Genomic DNA, 13,416 nt, shown 5'->3' with positions numbered 1-13,416 from the left:
CTGAGCGAGCACAGAAGATGCCCGTTCGAGGAGGCCACAGGGGGCTCTGTGCGCGCTTTCGCGGTCAGTGAACATCCGGCGCGTGAAGGGTAGACGGGTGGCGGCGGCCCATAGTGTTGATGCATGACGAAATCTGTACCCACCATCACCCTCAACGACGGCCACACGATTCCGCAGCTCGGTTTCGGCGTGTTCAAGGTTGAACCCGACGAAACCACCCGCATCGTGACCGATGCGCTCTCGGTGGGTTACCGCCACATCGACACCGCTGCCATTTACGGCAACGAAGAGGGCGTGGGTAAGGCGCTGGCCACCTCGGGCATCGACCGCTCCGAGCTGTTCATCACCACCAAGCTCTGGAACGACCGCCAGGGCACCCAGTCCGCCTTCGATGCGTTCGAGGAGAGCTTGGAGAAGCTCGGTCTCGACCAGGTCGACCTCTATCTGATCCACTGGCCGGCGCCGGCCAATGACAAGTTCGTCGAGAGCTGGAGAGCCCTGGAGAAGATTCAGGAATCCGGCCGTGCCCGCTCCATCGGTGTCTCCAACTTCTTGGTGCCGCACCTGGACCGCCTGCTGCACGAGACCACCATTGTGCCCGCCGTCGACCAGATCGAGCTGCACCCGGCGCACCAGCAGCCGGAGGTCACCGCCTTCGCCCGCGAAAACGGCATCCACATCGAAGCCTGGGGCCCCCTCGGCCAGGGGAAGTACCCGCTGTTCAATGAGGACGTCGTGAAGAATGCCGCTGAAACGCACGACAAGTCGCCGGCGCAGATCGTCATTCGCTGGCACCTGCAGAACGGCAACATCCTGTTTCCCAAGTCGAACCGCCGCGAGCGCATGGCGGAGAATTTCGACGTGTTCGACTTCGAACTCTCTCGCACCGAATTCACCATGATCTCCGCGCTGGAACGAGCCGGCCGCGTCGCGGCGCACCCCAATGAGGTGAACTAGCCGGCAGCATTCGTTGTTCCCAGTGGCCCGCCGACCGATGCTGCCGGGCCACTGGGTGTCACGGGGATGCGCCGGCCGGCCGTCTGGCAGGCTCGGCGTCGTCTAGCGTCAAGGGCCGCTCGCCCGACACGGCATCTCGGGAGCACAATGGAGTATGCCCAACCGCCTCGCCGACGCCATCAGCCCCTACCTGCGAAGCCACGCCGACAATCCGGTCGACTGGTTCGGCTGGGGAGAGGAAGCGTTCGCAAAAGCCCGCGAGCGGGATGTGCCCGTGCTCGTGTCGATCGGCTACTCCACCTGCCATTGGTGCCATGTCATGGCCAGGGAAAGTTTCAGTGACCCGGCGATCGCGGAGTACCTCAACGCGCACTTCGTCTCCATCAAGGTCGACCGGGAGGAGCACCCCGACGTTGATGCGAGCTACCTCGCCGCTGCGAGTGCCTTCATCGAGGGACTCGGCTGGCCGCTCAATGTGTTCGTCACGCCCGACGGGCAGGCGTTTCACGCGGGAACGTACTTTCCGCCGGTGGCGCTGGCCGGACATCCGTCATTTCGCGACGTTCTGACCGCGGTGACGACGGCCTGGCTCACCCGCCGCCCCGAGGTGTTGGCCGGCGCCGCCCGCGTGGCCGAGTTGCTCGCCGGCTCAGCGCGCGAGCTCGCTTCGGACGCCGCGGACGCCGCCGCCTCCGAGTCTGGCGCGCAGCCCACTGCCGACAAGCTCCACAAGGCCGTCGCACAGTTGGTTGGCTACGAAGACGCCCGTTTCGGTGGCTTCGGTGGCGCGCCGAAATTTCCGGTGGCCCCGGCGCTCTCCTTCCTCCTCGGCCACGGGGACGAGAACACGACCGGTGCGGGGTACCCGCGCGGCGAGGGGGCGGCGGGGGCGGCGGGTGACGACGGACCGATGCTCGCCCTGCGCACGCTCAAGCTCATGGGCGCGTCCCCGCTGCGAGACCCGGTCGAGGGCGGCTTCTTTCGCTATGCGGTGAACCGCGACTGGAGTGACCCGCACTACGAACGCATGCTCTACGACAACGCCCAGTTGCTCACCCTGTACACCCGCGCCTGGATGCTCACCGGAGCGGCCTGGGCACGCCTCGTCGCCGACGGAATCGCCCGTTTTCTCTGCGACGTGATGCAGCTACCCGGCGGCGGGTTCGCGAGCGCCCAGGACTCCGAGAGCACCGTCGACGGCCACCGGGTCGAGGGCGGGTATTACGCACTCGAGCAGCACGACCGCCTGCGGCAGACGCCGCCCGCCCTCGACGAGAAAGTGTTGACCGGCTGGAACGGCCTCGCCATCCAGGCTCTGGCCCGGGCCGGCTTCGCCTTCGACCAGCCGCACCTCATCGACGCTGCGCGCCGCGCAGCAGACTACCTGCGCGAGCACCACGAGCGCGCCGACGGTACCCTCGTGCGCGCCTCTGTCAGCGGACGCATCTCAACGGCGAGGGCCACGCTGGAGGACTACGGCATGTACTCACGGGGTCTCCTCGAACTTGCACTCGTCACCGGTGACGTGACCTACGCCACCCAGGCTCGTCACCTGCTCGACAGCACGCTATCGGTCACCGCCGACACACCCGTTGCGTCCTCCGCAGCGCCCCGGTCCGATGCGGGAATCACATCACTGTCCGCCACCACGACTCTGGCGCCCGCCTTCCGCCCACCACACGGCGCGGACCCGGTGCTCACCACACAGGGCCGAGTCAGCGGCGTCGATCCCTCCGAGGGAGCGTACCCATCCGGCCTGTCCGCCACCGCCGACGCGGCCCTGCTGCTGCACCGCCTCACCGGCGACGACCGCTATCTTCGGGCGGCGCAGGCCGGTCTGGGACTCGTCGCGACCCTCGCACCCGACCGTCCGCTCGCGTTCGGCGCCGCCCTGCGCCTGTTCGACGAGCTGCGAGTTCCAATCGAGCAGCTCGTCATCGTCTCGCCCGACACCCCCGCAGCGTCGCCCCCGACGATCGGCGTCGCCCCGCCCGCCGCCGCGCCCGCCATCACCCTGCACGACCTCGCTCGACGTTACGCGGCGGGAGTTGTCGCCTCCGTTTCAGAATCGAATGCCCGGTCGTTCGCCGATGCCGGATTCGGCCTGTTCGCGGAGCGCACCGCACCAAGTGGCCAGCCCACCGCCTACCTCTGTCGCGACTTCGTCTGCCAGCTGCCGGTCACCGACCCGGCGCAATTGCCTCCGGTCGATACCACCGCAGCGCTCCTGGCCGAAATTGCCGCTGAAGCGCAACCCGTGAAGCGGGCACACGAGCACTAACATCGCAGGATCCAGCCACGCCGCAACCTGGCCCCGCACCCGACCGGCCCGCCGAGAGGATCCCGCAGGGTTCCCTGGAATACCATCTGGACCGCGCTCCTGGCCACCGCGTCGAGCGTGGTCGTCGCCTATGAACTAATCACGATTCTGCTCATGGCCCCCATCACCGGTTTGTTCGCCAGCTCTGCCCCCTGACCTGCATCACACGAGCGAAACGGATGCCGCAGCCTCCGTTTCGCCGCCGCCGACCGATCGATCGGTCCGCGCAGCAAACTTCCGACAGCGCGACGTACACTAGGACGAATGCCACCGCGTTCACCGAACGCCAGTCGCTCATCGAGAACCTCGTCGCTTCTCAAGACGTTTACCGCTCAGAAACACCCTGAAGCATCCACGCCGACATAATCGGCCGCACTCCTCGGTTTCAGTCTCGGCTGGCCCGCGATCGAGTGCTCCATTTTTTCAAGGAGGACCATGGCGAAACTCGATATTCCGGACGCACAACCGGATACTGCCACCCACGGCCGTCCCGAATCGTTCGTCGGCGACATCTTCGACACCGATGCCTTACGCCCCGACTCGGTCGGCTCCGACTCGAGCGCGCCGGAACCATCCACCAACACCGGGCTGATCTCGACGCTCTCACTCAGCAGTGAGACCGAACTGGTATTGATCACTCCGGATGCCCGCACCCGCCGGTTCGACCGTGACGACCTTGTTGTGCGCAAGGGCGAGATCGCCCTCATCAACGGCCACTACACGCCGCACGAGTCCATGGTGAAAGACCTCGTAGCTGTGCACGACGCCCTTACCAACGCCGGCATCGACTTTCTGCTCGTGCGCGGTGACCAGAACCGTCCGGTCATCGCCGTCGACCGCAAACGACGGAAGGAAATCACGAAGGTTCTGGCCACGGCGTTCGCCAACGAGCCCTTTTATGCCAAGCCGCTCGACGGCCATGTCAGCCAGCAGTTTCTGCTCGCCGACGGCGCGTTCACCACGCTGCGCAAGTCCTCAGTCTTTCGCGTCTATCGGCCGCGCATCGAACCAATCGGCCGCCTGCGCTACGGTGCTCAGACCGCGTTCCAATTTGAACTGTGGCGTTTCAGCGAGGACGAAATCGTCGCCCCGGTCGAAAACGCCCTCATGCGCACCCGGCTGCCGCGCTCCGAGGCCCGCGAAACCACGATCGACCTGCACGGGCGCACCTGGCTGACCCTGCAGAATATGTTCGAGGATCTGGCCAGCGACGTCTCCTTCGACATCGACCTCGTCTTTAGCTGGGTCGACGGCTCAAGCGACGAGTTTCAGCGCGAACGCGCCAAGCGCATGCAGGCCTACGTAGTGGGTGAGGGTGACGATTCGGATGCCCGCTTTCGCCAGATCGACGAGCTGAAGTACGCCCTGCGAAGTGTCTACATGTTCGCCCCGTGGATTCGGCGCATCTTCATCGCGACCGATTCTCCCGCCCCTGAGTGGCTCGCGGAACACCCGCGTGTGACGATTATGCGCAGCGAAGACTTCTTTGTTGACACCAGCGTGTTGCCCATTCACAATTCGCACGCCGTGGAAAGCCAACTGCACCACATCCCCGGCCTCGCCGAGCACTTCCTGTACTCCAACGACGACATGTTCTTTGGTCGCCCGGTTGGCCCCGAGCTGTTCTTCTCGCCCGGCGGAGTGACCAAGTTCGTGGAGGCTTCCACCCGCATTGGCCTGGGCGAGAACGATCCGACCCGAAGCGGGTTCGAGAACGCTGCCCGAGTGAACCGCGCCCTGCTGCGCGGCCGCTTCGGCAAGGTCACCACCCGGCACCTCGAGCACACGCCGGCGCCGATGCGTAAGAGCGTGCTGCTGGAGCTGGAAAAGGAATTTCCCGAAGACTTCAGTCGTACCGCGGCCAGCCGCTTTCGGTCGGCGACCGACATCTCCGTCACCAACTCGCTCTACCACTACTACGCGTTGATGACCGGCCGCGCGGTCGCTCAGACCCAGGCGCACTCGATCTACATCGAGACAACGTTGCGCATCGCGCTGCGGCAGATGAACCGACTGCGCAAACACCGCAACCAGGACATGTTCTGCCTGAACGACGGGAGCTTCCCGGAGATTTCCGACGACGCGCGCCATACGGCCGTCATTGAATTTCTGGACCTCTACTTCCCGTTCGCCGCGCCGTGGGAGCGCGCGAGCCAGGTGGTTACTGCAGAACCGGGATCGGCATGGTCATCGGCGGCTCATGTGATGCCGGCACGGCACCCGCGAGCATAATCTGTACACCCAGGTCGCGGAGTCGCCCAGCCGTCTCTTCAGCGTCGATATATTCGAGCGCCGGGTAATTGCCGATCGGCACGACCGAATGCAGGATGGTGTCCGGATAAACGTGTACGAGGTTGAATGCACGGGCGCCATCCCAGCCGCGCGTACCACCGACGGGCACGGTGAGGTCCTGTGTGTAGCAGGTGGCCGAGGCCACCGATACCGGGATCCCCGCGAAGGTCGCGGTCGACGAGTAATGCAAGTGGCCGGCCAGGATGCTGCGCACATCGGTGCCGCGAAGCACCCGTGCCAGCCCGGCTTGGTCATGCAATTCGACTGCGACGGCAAGATCGAGCATGCTCGGCACCGGCGGGTGGTGCATGGCGAGGATCGTTCCCTCGGGTGCGGGTACCCGGAGCTGATCGGCCAGCCAGTCGAGCTGATCCTGGGATACCGCTCCGTAATGGTGGCCCGGCACCGTGGTATCGAGCGTGATGATACGAAGCCCGTCCAGATCGTAGACCCGGTCGATCGGGGTCGCTGACGCAGGTTCATCGAGCAGATTCGTGCGGAACACTTCACGGCTATCGTGGTTTCCCATCACCCAGATGACCCGCGCACCGAGCCTGGCAGCGGCCGGTTCGACGATGTCTCGCAGGTGGTCGTAGGCCCCCGGCTCGCCTTTATCGGCCAGATCACCGGTGAAGATGATGGCATCGGGGCGGCGCCCGGATGCCTCAACCTCGGCAAAGAGCTTGATGAGGTGTGCCGTGGCATCCACGCTGCCGTACAGACGATTGCCGCCGGCGAGCAGGTGAGTGTCACTGAGATGGAGGAGAAATTGGTTCGGCCTGGGATATTCAGCCGTTCGAATGCTCACAGGACTTCCGTTCGTTCGGAAGGAGCGCACTCTGCACGCGCGCGCCAACGGTACTGACGGTAGTCCATCAGGAGTTCTTGAACGTTAGGTGTACGACACGCGTTAATCGTGCGAAATTGTGGGCCAATGGACGGGACCGACGTTGGATGAGTCTGTGCCGACGTCGTCGACGCGCGGCCCTAGGCTGACCGCATGGCTCGATACGTACGCGTTGATGAATTTGGTGGTCCCGAGGTGCTCAGCATCGTGCGCGATGAGCGGCCGCAGGCTGGGCGCGGTGAAGTTCGGGTGCGCGTGCACATCGCCGGCCTCAACCCGGTCGACTATAAAATTTTTCACGGAGGCGCGGCTGCCCTGCGCTACGAGGCGGTCCCGCCCTGCGGAAACGGCAACGACTTCTCCGGCATCATCGACGAGGTGGGTGACGGCGTCGCCGGGCTCGAGGTCGGCGATGCGGTATTCGGTGGCAAGCGGATGCACGCCCAAGCCGACTATGTCGTTGTCGACGCGACCCGCATCATCAAGAAACCGACCGCTCTGACCTTCGAAGAAGCCGGTGGCCTGGACATCGCCGGTCGCGCCGCCTGGGCCAGTGTGGCCTCCCTCGGGCTGACCGAGGCGGACACCGTGCTGATCGGAGCCGCCGCCGGGGGAGTCGGTATACTCGCCTGCCAGCTGGCCCTCCGGGCCGGGGCGACCGTGATTGGCACCGCCAGCCCGGCGAATCATGACTTTCTGCGTGGCCTCGGAGTCATTCCGCTCACCTACGGTGATGGTCTGGTCGACCGGGTACGTGCTGTCGCGCCGTGCGTGACGGCGGCCCTCGACTACAACGGGGCTGCCACGATCGACGCGGCCCTCGATCTCGGTGTGTCCGGTTCTCGCATCAACACGATCGCCGCGCGCGGCCATCGTGCCGGCGCCGGAATCACCGGGGTCGGCGGCCAGGCCGCGACTATCGACGATCTCAGCGCCCTCGCCACGTTGATTGCCGATGGCGAGATCGTGCTGCCGATCGACCGCGTGTTCCCGCTCGAGCAGGTGCAAGACGCTTACCGCTACCTCATGGCCGGGCATCTGCGCGGAAAAGTCGTGCTCGCCACTTGCCAGGCCGGCGCCTTCGGGTGAGGTGACCCGGGCTCCGCCAGAGACGCTGTCTCCCAGAGACGCTATCTCCCAGAAACACTGTGGCATGCTGAGTCGTGCGCAACCCGTCCATTCTCAGCTCCCTCAGGCAGGGATCATTTGGATACCTCGCGGGAGTCGCGCTCACCACGGTTGCCTTCATCGGCCTCTATCTGTTTTTCGTGCGCAGCCACGCTGGCCAGGAAGCCGACCAGCTCGCCTACGACGGCGCCGAATTCGGCCGAAGCAGCATCACCCCGTTCACCGGCCGGGTGCTCGACTCGGTGCCCGATGTCGCCGTAGCGTTCGGTGTGGTGCTGACCGCGGTCATCGCGCTGGTGCGCCGAAACTGGCGTACCTTGATCGTCGCGCTCGCCGCCGCCGCGGCCGCCACGGCCACGGCCCAACTGCTCAAGTACGGCATTCTTTCTCGTCCCGACCTGGCCGTCGAGGGGTACGCGGGGAACTCCTTCCCGTCGGGGCATACGACGGTGGCAGCGGCATCCGCTCTCGTCGTGTTTCTGGTGGCGAGCCCACGCACCCGGCCGATGGTCGCCGGGTGGGGCACCGCCTTCGCTGTGCTGGCGGGCGTGGCGACGCTCGCCAACCAGTGGCACCGGCCGAGTGACGTGATCGCGGCGCTGCTGTGGGTCGCCCTCTGGGGGTGTCTCGCGGGAGTGGTGCTGGCCTGGCGGCGGGTGGGCGCCGACCCACGAGCGGATGCTGCGGCTTCCGCCACGGCAGCCACACGCCGGTTGTCGTTCACCGGCCTGCGCCGGTCGACCGTGCGTGTTGTTCGCTGGCTGTCGATCGGCTGCGGCGCTCTCTCCGCCCTGGCCTTCATCGCCACCCTCGTACTGAACAGCAGTCTGTTCGACGCTGTCGGAGTATTCGGCACCGTGGTCGCCTACCTGGGCGGGGTCGCGGCCATCGTCACGGCTGGCCTGCTGCTCGCGCTCGGAGGAACCCGGCTGTTCGCTCGGCTGCCCTAGCTTCGCAAAGTTGGGGTGTACTCCGTCGGGGGCGCGTGCGAGACTAACTCATGGCCGTCACGCTGAGAGCGCTCCAGACCGTAGTTCCCCCGACGATTCTGATCCAAGAGCAGGTGCGCGACATCTTCGCCGCCCAACCCGGACTCAGCCGACTAGCTCAACGGCTGGTCAGCACGAGTTTCAACGTGTCGGGCATCGAGACCCGGCACACCGTCATCGACGAGCTCACCCTCGACAACGATGCGGCGGAACCCCAGTTCTTCGATGCGCGGCAGCAGCTCCTGCTCGTGCCGAGCACCCGGGTGCGCAACGAGCTCTACATCACGGAGGCCACCAAACTCTTCGTCGAAGCCGGGCGCCGGGCGCTCGCCGCCTGCCCCGACATTCGTCCCGAAGACGTAACCCACGTCGTCACCGTCTCCTGCACGGGGTTCTATGCCCCCGGTCCCGACTTCATGCTCGTGCGCGAACTCGGCCTGCAGGCCAGCACCCAGCGTTACCACCTCGGATTCATGGGCTGCTACGCCGCGATGCCGGCCCTGCGCACCGCGAAGCAGTTCGTCGAGGCCGACCCGACCGCCGTCGTGCTCGTGGTCAGCGCCGAACTCTGCTCGCTGCACCTGCGCACCTCGAGCGACCCGGATACCATCGTCGCCTCCTCTCTGTTCTCCGACGGAGCGGCAGCCGGCATCGTCAGCGCCCGGGCCCCGCTGCCCGGCGAGAAGGCCCTCGGCCTCGACCTGTTCGAAACGGTGATCACCCCGATCGGCGAGGGCGACATGGCCTGGAAAATTGGCGACGAGGGCTTCGAGATGATTCTGAGCACCTACGTGCCGCACATCATCGATGAGCACATCGAAGGCGCCCTCGCCCCGCTGTTCGCCCGCGATGCGTCGATCACCGCGCAGCTTGCCGCCGCTCTCCCCGCTGGGGTACCCGATTCGGCTGCCGGCGCCGTCGCGACGCTCCTCGCCCCGGTTCTCACCCTGGCACCCACCGCGTCGCTCAGCTCGGTGATCGAGCACTGGGCGATTCACCCCGGCGGCCGCAGCATCCTCGACAAGACCGAGGCCAAGCTCGAGCTGCGCGCCGACCAGTTGATTCCCTCGCGCGAAACGCTGCGCACCAACGGCAATATGAGCAGCGCGACCATTCTGTTCGTGATGAAGGCCATCCTCGACGGTCCCGCCACCGCCGACGGGGAACGCGTGTGCGCCATGGCGTTCGGCCCTGGACTCACCGTGGAATCCGGCTTGATGACCGTGATCGAGGGCTGAATGGCCCGGCCTTCACTGCGGGTACGGGCCGACGAAGCAGCGGAGATCATGGATTCCCCACTGTGCGACCCGGCCGTGCTCACCCGCACGTATCAGGATTTTCGGGTGGTCAACGCGGTCGTCTCGGGCTGGCGGGGGATCTACCGCCGCAGCATCCGCCCCGCCCTGTCAACCACAACCGAGACGACACTGCTCGATGTCGGCTCGGGTGGCGGCGATATCTCGCGGGCGCTGGCCCGCTGGGCGGTGCGCGACGGCCTCCGGCTGCGGGTGACCGGCATCGATCCGGATGCCCGCGCGCACGGCTTCGCCACCAGCCAACCGCACATTGCAGGGCTGTCGTTTCGGCGTGCACTGAGCTCAGACCTCGTGGTCGAGGGCGCGCGCTTCGACTTCGTGGTCTCCAACCACGTGTTGCACCACCTCGGCGTCGACGAGTTGAAGGGGCTGCTCGTGGATTCGGAACAACTCGCTCGCCGCCACGTGCTACACGCCGATCTCGAGCGGTCGAACGTCGCGTACCTCGGGTTCGCGGCGGCGACCCGGCCGTTCTTTCGGCGCTCTTACATTCGCCCGGACGGGCTCACCTCGATTCGGCGCAGCTACACCGCGCCGGAGCTGCGCGCGGCGGTGCCGGCCGGGTGGACGGTGTCACGCGGCCTGCCGTCACGGCTGGTGCTGGGCTGGGACAGGCCCGATGCGTGACGTCGTCATCGTCGGCGGGGGGCCGGTCGGTACGATGCTCGCCTGCGTGCTCGCGGTCGGCGGACTCGACGTCGAGGTGCTCGAGCAGCGCCAGCAGCCGTCCCTGCGTTCGCGGGCGATCGGCATCCACCCGCCGTCCCTCGCCGCCCTCGCCGGGATCGGTGTCGCCGACGCCCTGCTCGAGCGGGCCGTGCGCATTCGCGCGGGAGAGGTGCACTGCGATGGCCGAACACTCGGGCAGATGTCGTTCGAACGGGCCACTCCGGGTTATCCGTTCGTCGTGGCACTGCCGCAATACGAGACGGAGGCCCTGTTGCGCGACCGGTTCGCGCAGTTGCGGCCCGGCCGGTATCGCAGCGGCGTGACGGTGACCGGGGTGCGTGAGCGCGGCGACGCGGCCCTGCTATCCACCGACGCGGGCACCGTGGAGGCCCGCTATGTGATCGGCGCGGACGGCGCGCGCAGTCGCGTGCGGGCGGCGGCCGGTATCACCTGGCGGCAGCTCGGACGGCGTGAAACATATCTGATGGGAGACTTCGCCGATTCAGGCCCCCGCGACACCGACACCGGCGCGGTGCTCTACTTCGAGCGCGGCGGCGTGGTGGAGTCCTTCCCGCTGCCCGGCGGCCGGCGCCGCTGGGTGGCGATGACCGATTTTCTGGCCACGGATGCCGATAGCGCCGACCTGGCCGAGCTCATCCGTTTTCGAACGCGGGTGACCGTGGCCGAGCCGCTCGGGGCGGCGAGTGCGTTCGCGGTACAGCAGAGGCTCGCAGGGCGCCTGCACTCGGATCCGTTGTACGCGGGGTCTCGGCGGTCCAACGCACGGTCCGAACCAGTGTCCGGGCCCCGGCCCGCCGGGCGCATCGCGCTGGTCGGCGACGCGGCGCACCAGATCAGTCCGATCGGTGGGCAGGGAATGAACCTCGGTTGGCTCGACGCCGTTGCACTGGCACCGGCGCTGCAGCGGGCGCTGCTTGATCCCGGGGCGGCGGCATCCGTTCTGGCCGACTACGACCGCACCCGCCGCGCCGCCGCTCGCCGCGCGGCCCTGCAGGCCGGATTCAACATGGCAATGGGCCGGCCAGCCCATGGCCTGCGGCTCGGCGCCCGCAACGCGCTCGTGCGCGGTCTCACGCTGCCGCCGGCCAACGAGCTCGTCGCACGCGCCTTCACGATGCGCTGGTTGTGACCGATAGGTGCCGCCGGTCGCATTGCGAGGGTCACCGCAGGACGCGCCGCGCGCAGATAGACGGCACGGGGTACAGCCCCGGGTGCGCATCGAGTTGAATGGACGAGTGACTTCTGCCATAACGACCACCGACCTCATCGCTCGACTGCGCACCGACCTCGCGGCCGCCCACTTCTCGGTTCCCGGCCTGACCGGCCTGTGGGGCATCGAAGCGGATGCTGCGCTCTATCGCAACCAGCGGGTTCCAGCCCAGCGGGCGCTCGCCGCGCTCGCCACCACGCTGGGCCGGAACGAGCCCGCCGCAACCCTCGCCCGGCTGTTCCTGCTGGGGGACCCGGTGCCGCGCGCGGACCTCGACGCCGCGTTGTCGTCGCTCGGGACGGCCGGCGCCGAAGAACTCCGGCTCGTGGCGGCGGTCGACACGCTCGTGCGCCCACTCGTCGACCTGCGCCCATACAGCTTCATCGACGCCCACGGCGCTGGCAGCTGGTGGATCGTGAGCGACCTGGGGGAACTGGCGCTCGGGCATCCGCTCGGTGAAAGTCACGTGCTCGGCATCGGCGGAGCCTCGCGCACCCTGAGCGGACTCATGATGCCGACCCCGGTGGCGCGGGCACTCGATATCGGCACCGGCTGCGGGATTCAGGCCATGCACGCCTCCCGGCACGCCGAGCACGTCGTCGCGACCGACATCTCGACGCGGGCGCTCGAGCTCGCGGCGCTGAACGCCGAGCTCAATGAGATCGACAATATCGAGTTTCGGTTCGGCAGCTTGTTCGAGCCAGTGGCCGGGGAGCGGTTCGATCACATCATCTCGAATCCGCCGTTTGTGATCACGCCACGCACCGAGGGCGTACCGAGCTACGAGTATCGCGACGGCAAAATGGTCGGCGACGCGCTGGTCGAGGCCGTGGTGCGCGGGGCGGCCGAGCATCTCACCCCCGGAGGCATCGCACAGCTGCTCGGAAACTGGGAATACCGGGGCGACACGGACGCCTTCGAACGGCTCGAGCACTGGCTCACGCCGGCTCAGCCTTCGCCAGCGCTCGACGCGTGGATTATCGAACGCGAGGTACAGTCACCGGGAGAGTATGCCGAGACCTGGATCCGCGACGGCGGTACTCGACCCGGCCTCGACTTCGACCGGTTGTACAACGCGTGGCTGAACGACTTCGCGGCCCGCGACGTGCGAAAAGTCGGCTTCGGCTACCTGCTGCTGCGGCTGCCGGAAGCGGGGGCGCACGAATCCACCCTGCGCCGCCTCGACCGGATGCCCGACGCCCTCGGCCACAACCCGGCCGGCCTCGGCGCGCACCTGGCCGAGTGCCTCGCCGCGCACGACTGGCAGGCGCGAACGGATGACGCACGCCTGTTGCGCACCAACCTCACCGCGGCCTCCGACGTCACCGAAGAACGCCACTACTGGCCCGGTGAGGCGGACCCGACGCTGATGACCCTGCACCAGGGCAGTGGATTCGGCCGCTCGGTGGCTCTCGACACGGCGCTCGCCGGGCTGGTCGGTGCCTCTGACGGCGACCTCGCGGTCGGCGCCATCATCGGTGCTCTCGCCCAGCTGCTGGGCGCCGACGAGGCCGCGCTGACCGCCGAACTGCTGCCGCGGGTGCGTGAACTGCTGGTCGACGGCTTCCTGATCGTGCCGGAGCCCATCTAACGGCTCGCCCGGACTCCGGTGCCCGGCCGAACCTCCTGAAGTTGCCCCGGTCACCCCCGGCACCCCCGTCAGAACT

The 13,416-nt window shown here is 67.2% G+C and carries 10 protein-coding genes; 9 read left to right on the top strand and 1 reads right to left on the bottom strand.

The window, feature by feature from the left end; genetic code table 11:
• Nucleotides 1-123: 123 nt before the first annotated feature.
• The 3 genes from E3N85_RS05455 (at nucleotide 124) to E3N85_RS05445 (ending at nucleotide 5,509) form a co-directional block, all read left to right on the top strand.
• Nucleotides 124-957 carry an aldo/keto reductase gene (locus E3N85_RS05455; protein WP_134460389.1) on the top strand — a complete coding sequence of 278 codons (834 nt, stop codon included), beginning with the start codon at nucleotides 124-126 and terminating at the stop codon, nucleotides 955-957.
• Nucleotides 958-1,111: 154 nt separating this feature from the next.
• Nucleotides 1,112-3,238, top strand: coding sequence for a thioredoxin domain-containing protein (locus tag E3N85_RS05450; protein ID WP_134460386.1), 2,127 nt, complete (start codon nucleotides 1,112-1,114; stop codon nucleotides 3,236-3,238).
• Nucleotides 3,239-3,712: 474 nt separating this feature from the next.
• Nucleotides 3,713-5,509 carry a stealth family protein gene (locus E3N85_RS05445; protein ID WP_134460383.1) on the top strand — a complete coding sequence of 599 codons (1,797 nt, stop codon included), beginning with the start codon at nucleotides 3,713-3,715 and terminating at the stop codon, nucleotides 5,507-5,509.
• On the opposite strand, the gene E3N85_RS05440 is transcribed toward E3N85_RS05445, so the two are convergent.
• The gene (locus E3N85_RS05440) at nucleotides 5,439-6,377 is read right to left on the bottom strand and encodes a phosphodiesterase (RefSeq protein WP_134460379.1); all 939 of its coding nucleotides are present in this window, start codon (nucleotides 6,375-6,377) and stop codon (nucleotides 5,439-5,441) included. The genes E3N85_RS05445 and E3N85_RS05440 overlap by 71 nt on opposite strands.
• Before the next feature lie 192 nt (nucleotides 6,378-6,569).
• Here E3N85_RS05440 and E3N85_RS05435 point away from each other — a divergent pair, with 192 nt between their 5' ends.
• From E3N85_RS05435 to E3N85_RS05410, 6 genes are all read left to right on the top strand, one after another.
• Nucleotides 6,570-7,505 (top strand): NADP-dependent oxidoreductase, encoded by a 936-nt coding sequence (locus E3N85_RS05435; RefSeq protein ID WP_134460376.1) that lies wholly within the window; start codon nucleotides 6,570-6,572, stop codon nucleotides 7,503-7,505.
• 74 nt (nucleotides 7,506-7,579) lie between these two features.
• On the top strand, nucleotides 7,580-8,494 hold the full coding sequence (locus E3N85_RS05430) for a phosphatase PAP2 family protein (RefSeq protein WP_134460373.1): 915 nt from the start codon (nucleotides 7,580-7,582) through the stop codon (nucleotides 8,492-8,494).
• Nucleotides 8,495-8,544: 50 nt separating this feature from the next.
• On the top strand, nucleotides 8,545-9,771 hold the full coding sequence (locus E3N85_RS05425) for a type III polyketide synthase (RefSeq protein ID WP_134460370.1): 1,227 nt from the start codon (nucleotides 8,545-8,547) through the stop codon (nucleotides 9,769-9,771).
• Nucleotides 9,772-10,476, top strand: a complete 705-nt coding sequence (locus E3N85_RS05420) for a class I SAM-dependent methyltransferase (protein ID WP_134460367.1) — start codon at nucleotides 9,772-9,774, stop codon at nucleotides 10,474-10,476.
• Nucleotides 10,469-11,668, top strand: a complete 1,200-nt coding sequence (locus tag E3N85_RS05415) for an NAD(P)/FAD-dependent oxidoreductase (RefSeq protein ID WP_134460364.1) — start codon at nucleotides 10,469-10,471, stop codon at nucleotides 11,666-11,668. Before E3N85_RS05420 ends, E3N85_RS05415 begins: the two co-directional genes overlap by 8 nt.
• Before the next feature lie 106 nt (nucleotides 11,669-11,774).
• Nucleotides 11,775-13,340 carry a methyltransferase gene (locus E3N85_RS05410; RefSeq protein ID WP_241978314.1) on the top strand — a complete coding sequence of 522 codons (1,566 nt, stop codon included), beginning with the start codon at nucleotides 11,775-11,777 and terminating at the stop codon, nucleotides 13,338-13,340.
• Nucleotides 13,341-13,416: the final 76 nt, after the last annotated feature.

It is taken from the genome of Cryobacterium sp. Hz9, from assembly GCF_004402825.1.
GTDB classification, from domain to species: domain Bacteria; phylum Actinomycetota; class Actinomycetes; order Actinomycetales; family Microbacteriaceae; genus Cryobacterium; species Cryobacterium gelidum.
This window is presented reverse-complemented; position numbering and strand designations above follow the sequence as displayed.